Raw genomic sequence first — 18,765 nt, forward strand, 5'->3', positions numbered from 1 at the left:
TCGTGGCAAGTGGTGAAGTGGTGAAGCGGTGGATCAGGTGCGGTTGCGCTGGCGTTCCGCCTGCAGCGCGGAGGCCACCGCCGGCGGCACGAAACCGGACACGTCGCCTCCGAGGCGAGCGATTTCGCGGACCAGCGATGAGGAAATGAAGCCGTACTGCTCGGCCGGCGTCAGGAACAGCGTTTCGACGTCCGGGATCAGGTGGCGGTTCATGCTCGCCAGCTGGAACTCGTACTCGAAGTCCGAGACCGCGCGCAGCCCGCGCAGCAGCACGCCGGCGCCGACTTCCGAGGCGAAGTGCGCGAGCAGCCCCGAAAAGCCGCGCACCTCGACGTTGGCGTGGTGGGCGACGGCGTCGCGGGCCAGCCGCACGCGCAGGTCCAGCGGCAGCGCCGGGCCTTTGCCCGGACTCTCGGCCACGCCGATGATCAGCCGCTCGAACAGCGGCGCGGCCCGGTCGACCAGGTCGATGTGGCCGTTCGTGATCGGGTCGAAGGTGCCGGGGTAGACGGCGATTCGCTGGCGGGCCGCGGTCATTCGCTCGCAGGTTCGTTCGGGTGGGCGAGGCCAGCCTCGCCGGCCGGGTTGCCCGCGAGTTTAGCAGCGGCCGGCGGCGCCGCGCCGCGCCGCCGGTAGAGCGCGTAGCGCACCTCCCGCGTCCGCCCCTCGCGATGCAGGACAAACCCGTCGGGGACCGCGATCGCCGCCTCCAGCGGACCCTCCACGTACAGCCAGGCGTCGGCCGACAGCGCCGGCAGCAGCGCCGGCAGCACCGCGTCCCACAGGCCGCCGGAGAACGGCGGATCGACGAACGCGAGGTCGAATGCGCCCGGCGGCGCGGCGCGCAGCCACGCCAGCGCGTCGGCGTGCGCGACGGTGACGGCCTCGCCACCCTGCAGCCGCGCGGCCGTCGCGCGCAGCTGGGCCGCCTGCCCCGCGTCGCGCTCGACGAGCATCGCCGACGCCGCGCCGCGCGACACCGCCTCGAACCCGAGCGCGCCGGTGCCGGCGAACAGGTCGACCACCCGCGCGCCAGGCAGCGCCGGCATCAGCCAGTTGAACAGCGTCTCGCGCACCCGGTCCGCAGTCGGCCGCAGGCCCGGCAGGTCCGCGACCGGCAGTCGCGTGCCGCGCCAGCGCCCGCCGATGACCCGCACGTTGCCGCCGCCGGCCGCGCTGGATCGCGGCGACGATGGCGGCGTCGAACCCTTGCGGGGCGGTGGTTTCATCAGGGGTTCCGAGGGGCCGGTGCTAGCATGGCGGCCATTCTCGCGCATTCGCCGACCTACCCCGATGCTCAGTTTTTTCCGCCGCAAGAAGCCTCAGGCGCCGGGCGCCCCGGCCGCGCCCGACACGACCACGCCATCGGCAGCGGACGGCATAGATTCCGGCTCCGGGGACGGCATTGCCCGCGACGACGCGCTCGACCTCGGCGCGTCGGCCGCCGCCAGCGAGCCGGTGCCGTCGGAAGTGATCGCCGCCGCGCTCGACGTCGAACCCGGCCTGGAGGCGCCGTCGCTGTCGTACGCGCAGTCGGTCGAACCCGGCCTCGACGCACCGGCGCCGGTGCCCGCGGTCGCGACCCCGGATCCCGTCCGCGCCGAAGCCCTGCCCGCCGCGGCCGGGAAGCCCGGCTGGCGCGAGCGGCTGCGCAGCACCGCATTCGCGCGCAGCCTCGGCGGGCTGTTCTCGCGCAACCCGAAGCTCGACGACGACCTGCTCGACGAGATCGAGACCGCGCTGCTGACCGCCGACGTCGGCGTCACCGCGACGACGCAGCTGGTCGAAGGCCTGCGCAAGAAGATGAAGGCGCGCGAATTCGCCGACGCCAATGCGCTGCTCGCGTCGCTGCGCGGCGAACTGGTCGCGATGCTGCGGCCGGTCGCGATTCCGCTGCAGATCGACACCGAGGCCAAGCCCTTCGTGCTGTTGACCGTCGGCGTCAACGGCGTCGGCAAGACCACGACGATCGGCAAGCTGGCCAAGCGCTTCAAGGACGAGGGGCGGCCGCTGATGCTCGCTGCCGGCGACACCTTCCGCGCTGCCGCCGTCGCGCAGCTGCAGGCGTGGGGCGACCGCAACGGCGTGCCGGTCGTCGCCCAGGGGCAGAATGCCGATGCCGCCTCGGTCGCGTTCGACGCGCTCCAGGCGGCGAAGGCCCGCGGCACCCAGGTGCTGATCGCCGATACCGCCGGGCGCCTTCACACCCAGCAGGGCCTGATGGCCGAACTCGGCAAGATCCGCCGCGTGCTCGGCAAGGTCGACCCCGCCGCGCCGCACGAGGTGCTGATGGTGATCGACGGCACCACCGGCCAGAACGCGCTGAGCCAGCTGCGCCAGTTCCACGCCGCGGTCGGCGTGACCGGACTGGTGGTCACCAAGCTCGACGGCACCGCGAAGGGCGGCGTCGTGTTCGCGCTCGCCCGCGAGTTCGGCATCCCGATCCGCTACGCCGGCATCGGCGAGCGTCCCGAGGACCTGCGCGTGTTCGACGCCGAGGCGTTCGTCGACGCGCTGCTGCCCGAGGCGCTCGGCGCCTGACGCCCGGCCGGCCCGTGCCCGACGCCGACGCCGCTGCACCCGCCAAGCGCCGAGCGCCGCGCTGGATCGCGCTGGCGGTCGCACTGGCGGTGCTGGCGTTCGCGGCGTGGTGGGGCAGCCGGCCGTCGCAGGTGTCGGCGCTGATCCTCGACCGCGCCGGCGCCGCGCTGGGTCTGGAGATCACCGCGTCGGGCGTCAGCGAATACCGCCTGCGCGGCACGCCGATGCTGGTGCTGCGCGACGTGGTTGCGCGCGAGCCGGGCGCCGCGCCGCTGCTGACCGCCGATCGCGTGCACGTGTCGCTGCCGTGGGCGACGCTGCGCGCCCGCGGCCGCGACCTGACCGTGCGCCGGATCGAACTCGACGCGCCGGTGTTGAACATCGATGCGATGCAGCGCTGGCTCGCCAAGCGTCCGCCCGGCGAACGGCGTATGCCGACGCTGATCGACGGGCTGCACGTGCGCGACGGCCGCATCGACGGCGGCGACTGGCGCATCGCCGCGCTCGACCTCGACGTGCCGGCGCTGTACCCCGACCGCCCCGCGCGCGTGCGCCTTAAGGCGCGCTACGTCGACGCACCGCTCGCCGTGCCGGTCGACCTGGCGATCGCGATCGCGCGTCCCGGCGCGCTGCTGGCGGGTGCGCCGACCGGCGTCGCCGCGCGCGGCCGCATCACCGTCGAGCGGCCGCCGCAGCGCGTGCCGGCGACGCTGACGCTGTCCGGCCCGCTGTCGCTGGTCGGTTCGACGCTGGCGGTGCAACCCGCGCACCTGGGCCTGTCGGGCACCTACCAGTCCGAGGACACGACGCTGCCGTTCGCTTTCGGCGCGCACGGTCCGCTGCGCCTGGCGGACGGGACGCTGGCCCTGGCGCCTGCCGGCGTGGCGCTGCGCGGCGACGGCGCCCTGCCCGACCTCGACGCATACGGTTCGATCGGCTTCGGCAGCGCGCTGGGCATCGACGTCGACGGCACGCTGCCGGCGTGGCCCGAGGCATGGCCCGCGCTGCCGGCGCCGATCGGCCAGTCGCGCTCGCCGCTGCCGTTCGCGCTGGCCTACGACGGAGCGCTGGATTTCGCCGCGCCGATCGACCTGCGCCTGCAGCGCGACGCGACGGTGTTCGACGCGCGCTTCCGCCTGCCCGTGGTGCAGGCCTGGCTCGACGCGGCGCCGGGCGGCACGCCGCTGCCGCCGCTGCGGGGTCGGCTGACGACGCCGGCGCTCGAGATCGCCGGCGCGCGTCTTGAAGGCATCGAGATCGATTTCGAAGACGAGTCGGTGGCGCCATGAGCGACGGCGCGCGCGACGCGACGGCCGACGACTTCGCGCCGCGGCTGCTCGCCTGGTTCGACGTCAGCGGCCGCCACGACCTGCCGTGGCAGCACCCGCGCACGCCGTACCGCGTGTGGCTGTCGGAGATCATGCTGCAGCAGACGCAGGTGCGCACCGCAGCGCCGTACTTCCAGCGCTTCGTCGCGGCGCTGCCGACGCTGCCGTCGCTCGCGGCGGCGCAGCTCGACGAGGTCCTCGCGCTGTGGTCCGGGCTGGGCTACTACGCCCGCGCCCGCAACCTGCACGCCGCGGCGCGCCGCTGCGTCGAGCTGCACGGCGGCGAGCTGCCGCGCGACCTCGACGCGTTGACTGCCCTACCCGGCATCGGCCGCAGCACCGCCGCGGCGATCGCGTCGCAGGCGTGGAACGACCGCCACGCGATCCTCGACGGCAACGTCAAGCGCGTGCTGAGCCGCTACCACGGCATCGAAGGCTACCCGGGCCTCCCGGCGGTCGAGCGCCGGCTCTGGGCGCTGGCCGAGCGCCACGTCGCCAGCGCTCGCCTGGCGCACGATCGCATCGCCGACTACACCCAGGCGCAGATGGACCTCGGCGCGACTCTGTGCACACGCTCGAACCCGGCCTGCGTGCTGTGCCCGCTGCAGGCCGACTGCGCGGCGCGCATCGACGGCCGCACCGCCGAACTACCGACCGCGCGGCCGGGCAAGACGCCGCCGCAGAAGCACGCGCACGTGCTGTGGCTGGAGAACGATGCAGGCGGCGTTCTGCTCGAACAGCGCCCGCCGAGCGGCATCTGGGCGGGGCTGTGGACGCTGCCGCAGGCCGACGATTTCGCCGGCGCCCACGCGTGGTTCCACCGGCACGCGGACGGCGCGTTCGACGAAGCGATATCGCTGCCGGCGATCGACCACGCCTTCAGCCACTACAAGCTGCGACTGCAGCCGCTGCGGATCGGCGGCGTCACCCTGCGCGCGCGCATCGGCGACAATGCCGGCCTGCGCTGGGTGGCGCGCGACGCGCTGGTGTCGCACGGCATTCCCGCCCCGATCCGCAAGCTGCTCGAGTCGGCGCCGATCGAGCCACCCACGTCGAGCTGAGCCCATGCCGCGCACCGTCCACTGCCAGTACGAACACCGCGACACCGACGGGCTCGATTTCGTCCCGTGGCCCGGCGAGCTCGGCAAGCGCGTGTTCGCCCACATCGGCAAGGGCGCATGGGCCGCGTGGCTCGCGCACCAGACGATGCTGATCAACGAGAACCGCCTCTCGCCGATGGACCCCAAGCACCGCGCGTTCCTCGAGGCGGAGATGGAAAAGTTCCTGTTCGGCGGCGGCGCGGACAAGCCCGCCGGCTACGTCGCGCCGGCCGAATAGCAGCGCGGGCGTCGTGGCCGCCCGCCCGTGCTAGTCGCGCTCGGCGGTATCGACGTTTTCGCGGCGGGCGCGCTCGGCATCGCGGATCGCGCCGACGTCCAGCGGCCGGATCGTTCCGATGTAGCACGGGATCGTCGGCTGCGTATGACCGAGCGGCACCACCCGATCGAATCGTGCGTACACGGTGCTGAACTGGTGGGTGACCTGGATCGCGCTGGCGTACTCGATGTCGGGACAGCTGCCGCGGAACTCGAGCAGGTACGCCGTGCCCGGCCGCGTCCACAAGGCGATGGCATCGGCGCCGAGCGGCGTCCAGCCGCTGAGGCGGCCGAAGTAGCGGAAGCTCGGCACCGGCTCGCCGGCGTTGGCCCGGTACAGCGACAGCCGTTCGGCATCGCGCGCGCCCGGATCGGTGGCGCACGCGGTGCCAAGCAGGGCAATCAGCGCGGCGGTGGCCGCAGACGGCAGCAGCTTCATCGTCGACTCCGGAACGCCCGCGGGCGATGCCCGGATCATGCGCCCCGGCCGGTCCGTGCGGCGAGTCGGCCGCGACCGCGTGCAGCGCCGATATCGCCCGTCGCGTGGCCGGCGCGCCAAAGGCCGCATACCGAAAAGCAAAAGGGCCGCGCTCGCGCGCAGCCCTTCGACATTCACAAGTTCCACCAAATGGTGGCCGGGGAGGGAATCGAACCCCCGACACGGGGATTTTCAATCCCCTGCTCTACCAACTGAGCTACCCGGCCGCCGCACGGCTGACCGTGTGAGGGGCGAGATGATACGGGCGCTGCCGGCGGGTGGCAACCGGTTTGTGCGGCGTGCGCGGCGAGGCCGAACCCGTCCTGCGTTCCGCGCCGGTGCGCGCTCGCGCCGACGCCCGCAACGAACAGCTGGCACGGTACCGGCGGCAAAAAAAATGCGGCCCGGGCGAACCCGGGCCGCACACCGTGCTCCCCCCATCAAGGGAGCGTGGTGATCAGTCCTCCGCGGCCTGGTAGCCGACCATGTAGCGGCCGGCGGCGACCGCATACGCGGCGCGGGTCACCGCCTTGGAGGGATCGAAGTACGCCTTCAGCGTCGGCTGCAGGTCGAACGGACCCTGCACCACCGCGAAGCGGGCGTTGATCAGACCGCGGTCGAGCGCCAGCTGGACGTAGCCCCGCAGGCTGGCAGGAATCGCGGCGGCGTCTTCGATCGCGATACGGCGGCCGTCGTACATCACGGTCAGGTTGCCGCTGAAGGCGCGCGCTTCGGCCTGCAGGCCCATCGACTGCACCAGCGAGTACGCCAGGCTGACGCGGGTGACGGTGTCGTTCGGGCGGAACGCGCCGTTGAGCGTGCCCATGACGCCGTCGGTGGCCTGGGTCAGGTCGCGCAGCGCGCCGCCGGTGGCGACTGCGGCCTCGGCATACGCGTAGCGGGCGTCGCCGGCGGCCAGATCCGAGAAGCTCGAGCGGTTGTTGAACGGCAGGTGCTGGCGGACGGTGGCGCCCATCACCAGGTACTGCGCCAGTTCGCTGCGCTTGAGGTTCTGGTCCGGTCGGAACTGCTTGTCGGAGTAGCCGTCGACGAGGCGGTTGGCGACCGCGAACTCGATCGCGGTGCGCGCCGGGTGGCTGGCGACGTCGTTGAGGCCGGTGTAGCCGCCGCTGTTGAGGAAGCTCACTTCACCGGTGACCGTGCCCGGCAGTCCGTAGCCGTTGGTGACGTTGAGCGGATCGACGTCGGTGCCCGACACCGAGCCGATGCCGCGCACCTGCAGCCGCCACGTGCCCGGCTTGCCCGGCGCGCCGGTGGTGACCGTGTCGCCGAGCACCGGCAGCGCGATCGCCGACCCGTAGCGGTTGCCGTCCGGATCGATCAGCGAGATGGCCAGGGTGTTCTCGCCGATCACCGCGCGGGCCGAGACGAAGGCCACGTCGCTGCCGACCTCGAACACGAAGTCCTGCAGCGTGCCGACCGGCGCGAAGTCGACCGAGAACGGCAGCGGCGCGCCGCCCGGGGCGAGCACCGCGTTGCTGTTGAAGGTGCGCAGCGCATTGACGGTGCCGCCCCAGCCGAACCGCACGGCGGCCGACTCGGCGACCGCGGCGTAGGCGTTGAGGTGGCCGGCGCCGGCCTCCCACGCGAGCCGGCCGGTCATGTTGGCGGCGGTGCGCTCGAGGATGTCCTTGGCCTGCATCGGCGTCAGGTTCGGGTTGGCCTCGAACATCAGCGCCAGCACGCCGGCGACGTGCGGCGTCGCCATCGAGGTGCCGCTGCTGTACGTGTAGTACGGGAACGCGGCCGGGTCGAGCGTCGCATCCTGCTGCACGCCGAGCGCCGGCAGCGCGCCGGTCGGGGCGCGGGTCGAGATGATGTCGACGCCGGTGGCGACGATGGTCGGCTCGTTGAAGTACGTCCAGGTCTTGCCGTCGGGCATCGTGAACGTGCCGGACTCGCCGCGCTTGCCGCGCGAGGAGAACGAGGTCAGCACGCCGTCCTTCTCGCCGGCGCCGACCGACACCACCCACGGGGCCTGCGCGTAGGGGTTGTGCGTGTCCTCGCCGGGGCCGTCGTTGCCGGCGGCGAACACGCTGATGATGCCGCGCTTGTACAGCTCGTAGGTCGAGATGTTGACCGGGTTCAGCGGGTCGAACGGCCCGCTCGTGCCCCACGAGTTGCTGGTGACGCGGACCGGGCTGCGGTACGTGAACTGGTTGGTCGCGGCGTAGTCGAGGCCGCCGACCGCGTCGAGGATCAGCAGCACGCCGCCGGAGCCGTAACCGATGATGTCCGCACCCGGCGCGACGCCGCGGTACTTGCCCTGCGACGCCTGGCCGGTGCCGCCGACGGTGCCGGCGCAGTGGGTGCCGTGTCCGGAGCCCAGGTCGGTGTTGAGCACGCCTTCGATCTGGGTGTACGGGACGATGCCGGTGACCTCGGCGAGGATGTTCTGCGGCGCCAGCACGTTCTGCACCACGTGCTCGCCGAACTTCAGGTCCGGGTGGGTCGCGTCGATGCCGGAGTCGTTGACCAGCACGGTCACGCCGAAGCCGCTGTACGGGATCGCGCGGCCGTAGTCAGCCGGATTGTCGACGGCGCGGGCGGCGCCGGAGATCTCGCGCTGCTCCTTGTTGAAGTAGCGCAGCGGCGCGTTGAAGTAGATCGAGGCCACGTCGTCGCGCTTGGCCAGCGCGCGGATCTCGGCCGGCGTCGCGAGCGCGCCGGCAATCGGCAGGGTCCGCATCGTCACTCCCTTGGCGATGCCGAGCGACTGCAGCGTCGCCACCTGGGCCGCGCTGACCGGGGTGGACTGCTTGTAGCTGACGACGACCTGGAGCTCGTCGGTCGGGAGGGCGCGCTCCATGCGCTGCAGCAGCTGCGGGTCGAGCTGGGCGTCGGCCAGGGCGACGCCGCTGGCGAGCAGGCCGGCGGCGATGGCGCAGACGCGGAAGGCACGACGCCGGGCGATGGGAGCGGCAGGGGACGGCATGGTGGCAGGTCTCCGAGGTCACCCGGAATGGGCGTGACCCTAGTCTTCTCCCCCTCCCGCGCCCGCGGCATCGGGGCTTGCCCCCACCGGCGCCGGGGGAATTCCCCCAGCGCCGAACGCGCGGGGCCTGCCCCTGCGTCGACGCCGGCCGGGCGCATTCATACCGGCACCTGAACCGCTGTTCGGCGAAAACGGTGCGGTGGGGGAAATTCCCTACTGACTCATGACACCTGAACCGCTAAGGTCCGCGTCATGGCGCCGACCCTGGACTGGCGCCCGACGCCTCCGTCCCAACGGCTGCGTACCGGAAGGATCCCCACCATCATGGGGTCGTTAGACCCGGGAGCGCTGCAGATGATCCGTTCGTCCCTCGTATCGAGGCTGCTCGTGGCCGCGGCGCTGGCGCTTGCGTTCGGCGCGGCTTCCGCCCAGTCGCTGCCGGTCAACGTCACCGCCAGCGGCAACCAGGCCACCGTCGTCATCGGCAGCCCGTCCGCCCCGCTGGCCGATGTCACGCTGAAGTTCGAGGACGCCAGCAACCTCAGCGCGTCGTCGCTCGGCGTCAGTGCGGAGCTGGTCAGCCTGACCGACCCCGCCCTGCTCGCCCGCCTGCCCGACGTCAGCCTGATCCAGCTCAACGGCACGTTTCCGCTGCTGCTGACGATCGAACCGCCGGCGCTCGGCGGGCTGCGATTCCGCGATTCGGGCCGGATCGAGATCCACACCCACGCGCTCACCTATTCCCTCGGCAGTTCGTTCCGCCTGTTCAAGGCACCGGTCGGCGGGCCGTTCCGCGACATCACCGACGAGATCGCGCAGGGCAGCGTGCGCGCCCGCGGCACCTACGGCGGTTTCTCGCAGTTCCTGGTGGTGGCCGACGTGCGTTCCACGTCGAGCGTCATCGCGACCAAGATCACCGCGCTGCGCGGCCTGATCGCGGCGCTGCCGCTGAGCGAGCGCGGTGCGTTCACCGCCCAGCTCGACCAGGCCGAATCGGCGATCGCCGCGGCCGACTACGCCTCCGCGCTGTCGTCGATCGACACGATCCGCGCCCGCGCCGAATCGCGTGGCGGGATGTTCTTCGCCAACGAGTGGCGCGCCACGCGCGACGCCGACAACCTCGCCGGCGAGCTGATCGCCGGGGCCGCGACGCTGCGCTTCAGCGTTGCGTACCTGCGGGACTTCGGCCAGTAAGCCGAGCCTGACCCCCGCAGTCCGCCGGCCTGCGGTCGCGTTTAAGATGCGGCCATGCAGGCCCGGCTGACCGCGTACCCGCCCGATGCCGCCGCCGTGACCCGCTGGGTCACGCCGGCGGAGCGGCTGCGCATCGGTCGCGGCCACGACTGCGGGCTGGTGATCGACCACGGTTCGGTGTCGCGCGCGCACGCCGAGTTCTACTTCGACGACGGCTGGCGCCTGCGCGACCTGGGCAGCAAGAACGGCAGCTTCGCCGACGGCATCGCCGTCCAGGACTCGCGCCTCGACGCGCACTGCTGGCTCCGCTTCGGCGACGCGCACTGCGAGCTGACGGTGTTCGAGGACGCGCAGGCCGCGCTGATCCGCGAGCGCGAGCGCGACCGGCGCACGCGCACCGAAGCGATGACGCGGCAGGTGGCGTCCCAGGCGCACTTCGACGAACTGCTCGACGACGTGCTGCGCGGGGTGGTGGAGCTGGCCGGGTGCGAGCGCGGCTTCCTGCTGCTGGCCGACGGCGACGATTTCGCCGTGTGCGCACGCATGGAGCGCGACGCGGTCGCGGGCGGGCGCGACTTCCCCGGCAGCATCGGCGCCGTGCAGCGCGCGCTCGACACGCGTGTGCCGGTCGTGGTCAACCGCATCGCCGACGAGGCGTGGCTGGCCCGTCGCGCGTCGGTCGTCGATTCGGGCCTGCACAGCCTCGTGTGCCTGCCGCTGCTGGACGGCCAACGCGTCGTCGGCGCGGTCTACGCCGACCGCTGCGGCGCGGGCGAGCCGATCACCCAGGTCGACCTCGAACTGCTGCAGGCCTTCGCCGAGAGCGCCACGCTGTGGCTCCTGGCCCGCCGCGCGCTGACGCGGCTCGACGCCGCCCCGCGCTGGAGCACCATCGTGGCGGCCGCCGCCGCGGCGCCGGCGCCGGCGGGGGCGCTGCGTTGAGCGACCCCGCGCAGCCGACCGCCACCGGCCTCTACGCCCAGCAGCAGCTGGCGCCCGGCAGCGTCCTCGCCGGGCGTTTCCGGATCGAGGCCACGCTTGGCATCGGCGGCATGGGCGTCGTGTACCGGGCCACCGACCTCGCGCTCGACGTGCCGGTCGCCGTCAAGCTGCTGCGGCCCGAACTCGCCTCGCGCCCCGACGCGTTCGAGCGGTTCCGCCAGGAACTGCTGATGGCGCGGCAGGTGTCGAGCCCGCGCGTCGTGCGCATCCACGACCTCGCCCAGCACGAAGACCAGTGGCTGATCAGCATGGACCTCGTCGACGGCGAGGGGCTGGACCGCGTCATCGACCGCGACGGCGCGCTGCCGCCGGACGAGGCCGCGCGCATCGCCCGCCAGCTGGCCGAGGCGCTGTCGGCCGCGCACGCGCGCGGCGTCATCCACCGCGACCTCAAGCCGGCCAATGTGCTGCTTGACCGCGAGCGCAACGCCTACGTCGGCGACTTCGGCGTGGCGCGCTCGCTGGCCGGCAGCGGCCGCACGCAGTCGGGCACCATCGTCGGCACACCCGACTACCTGTCTCCCGAGCAGGCGCGCGGCGAACCGGTCGACGCGCGCAGCGACCTGTACGCGCTCGGCCTGATCACTTACGAGATGCTGACCGGCGAGATGCCGTTCTCCGGCGGCACGGTCAGCGAGATCCTCGCCCAGCGGATGCTGCGCAGCCCGCCGCCGGTGTCGAAGCTGCGCCCGGACACGCCGTCGTGGCTGGTGCGGCTGGTCGACCGGCTGCTGCGCCCGCAGCCTGCGCACCGGCTGCAGAGCGCGGACGCGGTGATACGCGCGATCGATCGTCGCGAAGTCCCGCGCGACTGGCGCCCGGGCCCGCGCGCGTGGGCGGTTGCCGCGGCGGTCGCCCTGGCCTCGATCGCCGCATTCGGGTGGTGGCGCCTGCAGCAGCAGGCGCCGGCCGCCGGCGGCGCCACCGTCGCGCCGCTCGATCGCGTGCTGGTGCTGCCGGTCGAGGCGCCCGACTCGGTCCCGGCCGCGCGCGTGGCGGCGTGGTCTGCGCTCGTGCGCGACACGATCGGCGCGGTGCCCGGCAGCGCGGTGGTCGACGAGGAGCGCACGCTGCAGGCGCTGCGCCAGCTCGATCCGACCGGCAACGCCCGTCCGGACGCCGCGGCGCTGCAGCGCATCGCCGGCGCGAACCGTGCGCTGCGCATCACGCTGCGCCCGGCCGGCTCCGGCTGGGAGGCCAGCGCCGACGTACGCGGCACCGGCGCGACCCAGGCCGCGCGTGCAGGCGGGTCCACGCCGGCGCAGGCGCTCGCCGCGGTCGTCGCCGAGCCGGCGCTCGCGCAGGCGCTGCGGCTGTCGCGCCCGCCGCCGGCGCTGCCGACCGTGCCGGAGGCCGGCCTCGACGGGTTCGGCAATGCCCTGCTGGCGGTGCGCGGCGACGCGCCCGCCGACGCCATCGCCCCGCTCCGAGCGGTCGTCGAATCGACTCCGGATTTCGCCGCCGGCTGGCTGCTGCTGGCCGACGCCGCCGGCGCGGTCGGCGACATGGACGGCGCCTACGACGCGCTGGAGCGCGGCGGGCGCGCGGCGAAGTCGGCCAGCCCGGCGCAGCAGCGCCGGCTGCGCGCGCAGACCGCGATGCTCGACGGCGACGCGGCCGCCGCGGCGGCCGAATGGCGCGCCCAGCTGCAGGCCACGCCGGACGACACGTTCGCCGACCTGCAGCTGGCGCGCGCGCTCGGCGGCGGCGGCGACCTGCCGGCCGCGATCGCCCGGCTGCAGGCGCTGACCCAGCGCGACGCCAACGACCCGCGCGCGTGGTTCGAACTGGGCAAGTTCTCGATCCTTCAGGGCCAGGCGCAGCGCGCGGTCGACGAGCACCTGGTGCGCGCGCTGGTGCTGTACAAGCGCAGCGGCAACCGCTTCGGCGAGGCCGAGACCGTCAACGCGCTGGGCATCGGCTACAACCGCCTCGGCCAGAGCGACGACGCCGAGGAGCAGTACCGCAAGGCCGTCGAGCTGCGCCGCGCGGTCGGCAACCGCCGCGGCCTCGCCACCAGCCTGCGCAACCTCGCCAGCGTGCTCAGCACGCGCGGGCAGTACGACGAGGCGGCGACGACGCTCGAAAGCGCGCGCGCCCTGCATGCCGAGCTGGGCGATCGCGGTGGCCTGGCGGCGGTCGAGAACGAGCTGGGCCTGCTCGACGAGGAGCGCGGCGACTACCGCGCGGCTCTGGAGGCCTTCCGCCGCGCGCTGCAGGGCTGGCAGCAGATCGGCGACCCGTCCGGGACCGCGCAGGTGCTCAACAACATCGGTTTCGCCCACTTCCAGCTCGGCGCGTACGCCGACGCGCAGGCGTACCTCGTGCAGGCGGCGCAGGCGTACGACGAACTCGGCGACGACACGGGCCGCATCCGCACCCAGCAGAACCTCGGCCTGCTCGCGATCGCGCGCGGCCAGTGGACGCCGGCGCGCGATGCGCTCGACCGCTCGCTCGCCAGCGCCGAGCAGCAGCAGATGTTCGAGGAGGCCGCGGTGAGCCGGCGCAACCTCGCCGAGCTGGAGCTGCTGCAGGGCAACCTCGACGCCGCGCTGTCGCAGGCCGGGAAGGCCGAGGCCCTGTTCGCGCAGCGCGACGACCCGCGCGGTCGCGCCGACGCCGGCCTGCTGCGCGTGCAGGCGCTGCTGGCCGCGCATGCGGATGCACAGGCGGGCGAGGCGCTGCGCGCGCTGGCGCCGTCGGTGGCGCAGGCGTCGGAAGAACAGCGCGGCATCGATGCGCTGCTGCGCGCGGAAGTCGCCCGCCGCACCGGCGCGACCGCCGCGTGGCGCACCGCGCTCGACGAAGCCCAGCGCCACGCCCAGGCGTCCGGCGTGCAGCTGCTGCAGCTGCAGGTGGCGCTGCAGCGGGAACGCACGCCGGCGCTCGAGACCGCGACGGTCGGCCTCGGCCACGTCGGACTGCGCCTGGCGTGGACCGAGCTGGCGATGGGCGACGCGCTCGCCCGTGGCGACGCGGCGCGCGCCGTGACGCTTTACCGCGCCGCGCAGCCGCTGCTGCGCCGAGGCGCCCACCTCAACGCGCACGCGATCCACCGCGCCGGCGCGCGCGCGCTGGCCGCCACCGGCGACGCGGACGCGGCCGGCGCCGCGGACGACGACGCGACCGCGTCGCTGCAGGCCCTGCGCGCGCGCGTTCCCGACGCGCTGCGCGCGGGCTTCGACCGCGCCACCGCGCCGTCCACCGCGACGGCGCAGGGCTAGGCGATGGACGACCTGCGCGAACTCCGCCGCGAGTACGAAGCGCTGCTCGATCGGCTGCAGCGCAACGAGCGCGAGTTCCGCCGGCTCGGCCGCGCGGTGTGGCGTGTGCAGGAGGACGAACGCCGACGGCTGGCGCGCGACCTGCACGACGGCATCGGCCAGAACCTCACCGCGCTGAAGCACCGGCTGTCGCAGCTGGGCGAAGCGACCGACGACCCCGACGTGCGCAGCGGCCTGGCCGCGGCGGTACAGCTGTGCGCCGACACGCTCGAGGACACGCGCGAGCTGTCCCGGCTGCTGCGCCCGCCGATCCTCGACGACCTCGGCCTCGAAGCCGCGCTGCGGTGGCTCGCGCGCAGCGTCGGCGAATCGGCCGGCATCGAGGTCGGCGTCGAGATCGAACCGCTGCCTGCGCTCGACGGCGACCTGCAGACGCTGCTGTTCCGCGTCGCCCAGGAAGCGCTCAACAACGCGGCCAAGCACGCGCAGGCCAGCCAGGTGCTGCTGCGCGTCGTCGCGCGCGCCGGCCTGCTGCAGCTGCAGGTGGTCGACGACGGTCGCGGCTGCGATCCCGACGCGGCGCTGCGCTCGGGCGGCAGCGGACTCGGCGGGATGCGCGAACGGCTGCGCCTGTACGACGGACGGCTCGACATGCATTCGGCGCCGGGCGAAGGCACGCGCCTGCGCGCGGTCGTGCCGCTTGACGCCCGGTGACCGCGCGCGCAGCGTAGCGGCATGGGGACCCAACCGATTCGCGTGCTGATCGCCGACGACCACACGCTGGTCCGGGAAAGTCTGGTGAGCCTGCTGCAGCAGGACGGCGACGTGCAGGTGGTCGCGCAGGCCTCCGATGGCCTGGAGACGGTCGAGAAGGCCATCGCGACCCGCCCCGACATCGTCGTCACCGACATCTCGATGCCGCGGCTCAATGGCATCGAGGTCGTGCGCCGGCTCAAGGAGGCGCTGCCCGACACGCGCGTGCTGGTGCTGACGATGCACCAGGAGGACGAGTACGTGTTGCAGGCGGTGCGCGTCGGCGCGTCGGGCTACTTGGTCAAGGACAGCGCGGCGTCCGAGCTGCTCGCCGCGGTGCGCAGCCTGCGCGCGGGCCGCGGCTACTTCGGCCCGCAGGCGTCGAAGGCGCTGGCCGAGCAGATGCAGCACCCCGAGCGCGAGGTCGGCGACCCGTACGGCAGCCTCACCGCGCGCGAGCGCGAGGTCTTCCACCTGATCGCCGAGGGCCTGACGACCAAGGAGATCGCGCGCAAGCTCGACATCAGCGTCAAGACCGCCGAGAACCACCGCGCGCGCGTCATCGACAAGCTGGGCGTGCGCAACACCGCCGAGCTGGTGCGCTACGCCCTGCGGCGCGGGCTGCTCGACTAGCGCGCGGAACGTGCCGGCGATTCGCCGGCGCATGGGGGTTTTCCCGCGTCGCGACTGGGGCGAGCCCCGGATGGGACGCACGGGCCGCACGGACCACGCTGCCGGGGCGCAATCGAGCGCCATCCCCGTCCCGGAGCCGTCCATGCTGCTGTCGTCCCGTCGCCTGCACGCCAGCGTGCTGGCCACCGCGATCCTCGCCTCGCCGATGATCGCCGAGGCCCGCCGCCTCGACCTCGCCCTCGAATCGATGCTGCCGACGCTGTCGGCGACGCAGCCGGTCGAGGTCATCGTCAGTTTCCACGGCAAGGGACCGCTGTCGGCCACGCAGAAGGCCAAGCTCGCCTCGCTCGGCCTGACCGGCCGCACGATGAGCTCGCTGCCGATCGCCGGCGTGCTCGCCACGCCTACCCAGATCCGCGCGCTGCTCGGCATGAGCGAGGTCCGCTCGGTCTGGTACAACGCGCCGCTGTCGTACGAGAACCGCGAGGCCACCGCGCTGACCGGCGTCGACGCGATGCGGCTGGACCCGTCGCTGCGGCGCAACGGCCTGCCGTACTCCGGCAAGGGCATCGGCGTAGTCGTCAACGACTCCGGCGTCGACGGCACCCATGCCGACATCAAGTTCGGCTCGCACGTCGTGCAGAACGTCGCCGCCCAGGCCAACCTGCGCAACCTGACCGGCATCGGCCCGATCACCCGCGTCGAGAACCTGCCGAACACCGACATCGGCGGCGGCCACGGCTCGCACGTGGCCGGCATCATCGGCGCGACCGGCGAGTCGTCCGACCCGGCCGGCGCGTTCGAAGGCGTCGCCCCGGGCGCGTCGATCATCGGCCACGGCTCCGGCGCGGCGCTGTTCATCCTCGACACCGTCGGCGGGTTCGACTACGCGCTGACCAACCAGTTCAAGTACAACATCCGCGTCATCTCGAACTCGTTCGGCAACACCGGCGACGTCGGCACCGACTTCGACCCGGACGACCCGACCAACATCGCGACCAAGGCACTCGCCGACCGCGGCGTCGTGGTGGTGTTCTCGGCCGGCAACGCAGGCCCCGGCGAAGGCACGATCACCGGCAACTTCAAGAAGGCGCCGTGGGTCGTCACCGTCGCCGCCGGCGACAAGCAGGGTCGGCTCGCGGGCTTCTCGTCGCGTGGCGAGGACGGCAACGGCGGACAGGCCGTGGTCGACGGCGAAACGCTGACGTGGGTCGACCGCCCCACCGTGACCGCGCCGGGCGTGGACATCTACTCGGTGCGCGCGTCGACCGCCGACCCGACTTACTTCGCCGGGATCGACGGCGAGATCGCCGAGATCGGAGAAAACAACGCGCTGATGTACACCAAGCTCAGCGGCACCTCGATGGCCGCCCCGCACGTGTCCGGCATCGTCGCGCTGATGCTGGAGGCCAACCCGTCGATGACGTGGCGCGAGGTCAAGCGGATCCTGCAGGACACCGCCACCAACATGCCGGGCCTGAAGACCTGGGAAGCCGGCGCCGGCTACGTCAACGCATACGCGGCGGTGAAGGCGTCGCTCGGTGCGACCGGCTTCGGCGCGACCGTCAACGCCAACCGCACGTTCAACGCGAACGCGCAGCTCGCCGTCGGCAGCAGCAACGACTACACGGTCAACTTCAGCCCGGCCGGCCCGGTCGAGTCGGTCGCGTTCGAGGTCGGCAACGACATCTCGCTGGTGACCGCGCGCGCGAACGTCGGCGAGAACACCGTCGCGATCGTGCTGACCGATCCGAACGGCAAGACCTACGGCTCGTCGATCGCGCTGCCGGTGCTCGGCCAGAACATCGCCGCGTCCGCCCCGGGCGTGCCCGGCACGTGGACGGTGTCGGTGCGCGGCGTCGGCGCGGTCTCCGGCGTCGACCTCGACCCGGCGAACGTCACCAACGGCTACGGCGTGCCGGGCCCGGTCGACGTCACGGTCAAGACGATCCGCACGGCCGGCTTCACCGGACTGTCGGACATCGCCGGCAATCCGGCGCGGCCGTTCGTTGAGTTCGCGGTCGGCAATCGCCTGGTCGACGGCTACGCCGACGGCACGTTCCGCCCCGACAACGCGCTGACCCGCGGCGAGCTGGCGCAGTACCTGGTCGGCGGCGCGGGCATCCGCCAGTCGCTGCCCGGCGGCGCGGCCTCGACCACCGACGTGGGGCTGGCGAATCCGCTGTATCCGTTCGTCGAGTCGTCGGTCGCCCGCGGCGCGGCGCTGCGCAACCTGGGCTACCGCGACGACGGCGTGATCGGCCTGCTCGACGGCGCGTTCCGCCCCGACGACAAGGTCACCCGCGTCAGCCTCGCCTACTCGCTGGTGCAGTCGATGGGGCTGCAGGCGCAGGCCCAGGCGTTCAGCGGCCCGCTGACGGTGCTGGCCGACGGCAAGCGCGTTGCGATCGAGGACGCGGCAGCAATCCCGGCCAGCCTGCGCGGCTACGTGCAGCTGGCGCTCGACCAGGGCCTGATCAACGCCCGCTTCACTGTGACCCAGGGCCCGTTCGACCTGCAGCCGGTGCTGCGCGCGTACTTCGACCCGAGCGTGCAGGTCACCCGCGGCGCCTACGCGGCGGCCGCGACCCGACTGCTCAACGTGGTGAAGTAAACGCCCGACGCCGTCCCCGTTGCCGGGTCGCTCCCCTCGACCCGCGACACCCGGAGCCCGCCGTTCCCCGACGGCGGGCTCTTCTTTTGCGCGGCTCCGCGCCACTGCTGCATCCGCGCTCGGCGAGCGAAACGTACGCCGGTGTATCCTCGCGTTTCCCAACGCCAGACACCGCGGAGCCGTCCGATGAAACCGATGCAGTGGTTGCTGTCGATCGCGATGATCGCGCTGCTCGCCGCGTGCGGCAGCGGCCCGGTGCGCCGCGTTTCCGAGCCGGCCGCGCGGATCCAGCAGCTCACGGTGCAGCCCAACGGCAGCTGGTCGGTCGAGCTGCGCCTCGAGAACTTCAGCAGCGTGCCGATGCGGTTCGACGCGGTCGACATCGCCGTCGCCGTCGCCGACCAGGCGGCCGGCACCCTGCGCGCGCAGCCGGGCGTGACCATCGGGCCGGAGTCGGCCGACGTGATCACGCTGGCGCTGCAGCCATCCGCCGGCGCCAAGCTCGCGGTCGCCGACGCGCTGTCGGGCGGCAAGAGCCTCGCGTATGCGCTGACCGGCAAGGTCGACGCCACGCCCGACGAGCGCAGCCAGCGCAGCTTCGAGATCAAGCGCATCAGCGCGCTGAGTCCGGCGCCCGGCCTGCCCGGCGTGCTGCGCTGATCCCAC

The 18,765-nt window shown here is 73.2% G+C and carries 15 protein-coding genes and 1 tRNA gene; 11 read left to right on the forward strand and 5 right to left on the reverse strand.

The genetic code is table 11. The features are described 5' to 3' along the window. Positions 1-33: 33 nt before the first annotated feature. Both coaD and rsmD read right to left on the reverse strand, forming a co-directional pair. Entirely contained in the window at positions 34-537 is a 504-nt protein-coding gene (gene coaD / locus D3A60_RS10910) for a pantetheine-phosphate adenylyltransferase (RefSeq protein WP_119718683.1), read from the reverse strand. Continuing rightward, positions 534-1,229 carry a 16S rRNA (guanine(966)-N(2))-methyltransferase RsmD gene (rsmD, locus tag D3A60_RS10915; RefSeq protein WP_119718684.1) on the reverse strand — a complete coding sequence of 232 codons (696 nt, stop codon included), beginning with the start codon at positions 1,227-1,229 and terminating at the stop codon, positions 534-536. Before rsmD ends, coaD begins: the two co-directional genes overlap by 4 nt. A gap of 64 nt (positions 1,230-1,293) precedes the next feature. On the opposite strand from rsmD, the gene ftsY reads away from it, so the two are divergent. From ftsY to D3A60_RS10935, 4 genes are read left to right on the forward strand one after another with little or no spacing between them, the layout of a single operon-like run. Beyond that, positions 1,294-2,541 carry a signal recognition particle-docking protein FtsY gene (ftsY, locus tag D3A60_RS10920; protein ID WP_119718685.1) on the forward strand — a complete coding sequence of 416 codons (1,248 nt, stop codon included), beginning with the start codon at positions 1,294-1,296 and terminating at the stop codon, positions 2,539-2,541. Positions 2,542-2,555: 14 nt separating this feature from the next. Next, positions 2,556-3,830: an AsmA family protein gene (locus D3A60_RS10925; protein WP_119718686.1), complete on the forward strand. Its 1,275-nt coding sequence runs from the start codon at positions 2,556-2,558 to the stop codon at positions 3,828-3,830. Further along, positions 3,827-4,930, forward strand: coding sequence for an A/G-specific adenine glycosylase (gene mutY / locus D3A60_RS10930; RefSeq protein WP_119718687.1), 1,104 nt, complete (start codon positions 3,827-3,829; stop codon positions 4,928-4,930). Before D3A60_RS10925 ends, mutY begins: the two co-directional genes overlap by 4 nt. Before the next feature lie 4 nt (positions 4,931-4,934). Next, entirely contained in the window at positions 4,935-5,207 is a 273-nt protein-coding gene (locus tag D3A60_RS10935) for an oxidative damage protection protein (protein WP_119718688.1), read from the forward strand. Between the two features lie 30 nt (positions 5,208-5,237). Here the strand turns inward: D3A60_RS10935 and D3A60_RS10940 are convergent, their stop codons facing one another. From D3A60_RS10940 to D3A60_RS10950, 3 genes are all read right to left on the reverse strand, one after another. Continuing rightward, complete coding sequence (locus D3A60_RS10940) at positions 5,238-5,684, reverse strand: DUF6491 family protein (RefSeq protein ID WP_119718689.1); 447 nt, start codon at positions 5,682-5,684, stop codon at positions 5,238-5,240. 190 nt (positions 5,685-5,874) lie between these two features. Then, positions 5,875-5,950: transfer RNA gene (locus tag D3A60_RS10945), tRNA-Phe, on the reverse strand. 230 nt (positions 5,951-6,180) lie between these two features. Beyond that, positions 6,181-8,679: a S8 family serine peptidase gene (locus tag D3A60_RS10950; protein ID WP_196778710.1), complete on the reverse strand. Its 2,499-nt coding sequence runs from the start codon at positions 8,677-8,679 to the stop codon at positions 6,181-6,183. A 354-nt stretch (positions 8,680-9,033) separates the two neighbouring features. On the opposite strand from D3A60_RS10950, the gene D3A60_RS10955 reads away from it, so the two are divergent. The 7 genes from D3A60_RS10955 to D3A60_RS10985 all read left to right on the forward strand — a co-directional run bounded on the left by D3A60_RS10955 (position 9,034) and on the right by D3A60_RS10985 (position 18,759). Further along, positions 9,034-9,873 (forward strand): DUF6689 family protein, encoded by an 840-nt coding sequence (locus tag D3A60_RS10955; protein ID WP_119718690.1) that lies wholly within the window; start codon positions 9,034-9,036, stop codon positions 9,871-9,873. A 54-nt stretch (positions 9,874-9,927) separates the two neighbouring features. Then, on the forward strand, positions 9,928-10,815 hold the full coding sequence (locus tag D3A60_RS10960) for a GAF domain-containing protein (RefSeq protein ID WP_119718691.1): 888 nt from the start codon (positions 9,928-9,930) through the stop codon (positions 10,813-10,815). After that, positions 10,812-14,099: a serine/threonine-protein kinase gene (locus tag D3A60_RS10965; RefSeq protein WP_119718692.1), complete on the forward strand. Its 3,288-nt coding sequence runs from the start codon at positions 10,812-10,814 to the stop codon at positions 14,097-14,099. Before D3A60_RS10960 ends, D3A60_RS10965 begins: the two co-directional genes overlap by 4 nt. A gap of 3 nt (positions 14,100-14,102) precedes the next feature. Continuing rightward, the gene (locus tag D3A60_RS10970; RefSeq protein WP_119718693.1) at positions 14,103-14,813 is read left to right on the forward strand and encodes a sensor histidine kinase; all 711 of its coding nucleotides are present in this window, start codon (positions 14,103-14,105) and stop codon (positions 14,811-14,813) included. Between the two features lie 21 nt (positions 14,814-14,834). Further along, complete coding sequence (locus D3A60_RS10975; RefSeq protein WP_119718694.1) at positions 14,835-15,485, forward strand: response regulator; 651 nt, start codon at positions 14,835-14,837, stop codon at positions 15,483-15,485. A gap of 142 nt (positions 15,486-15,627) precedes the next feature. Continuing rightward, positions 15,628-18,099, forward strand: a complete 2,472-nt coding sequence (locus D3A60_RS10980) for a S8 family serine peptidase (protein WP_196778711.1) — start codon at positions 15,628-15,630, stop codon at positions 18,097-18,099. Positions 18,100-18,285: 186 nt separating this feature from the next. Continuing rightward, positions 18,286-18,759: an LEA/WHy family protein gene (locus tag D3A60_RS10985; protein WP_119718696.1), complete on the forward strand. Its 474-nt coding sequence runs from the start codon at positions 18,286-18,288 to the stop codon at positions 18,757-18,759. Positions 18,760-18,765: the final 6 nt, after the last annotated feature.

It is taken from the genome of Cognatilysobacter tabacisoli, from assembly GCF_003586305.1.
GTDB classification, from domain to species: Bacteria; Pseudomonadota; Gammaproteobacteria; order Xanthomonadales; family Xanthomonadaceae; genus Cognatilysobacter_A; species Cognatilysobacter_A tabacisoli.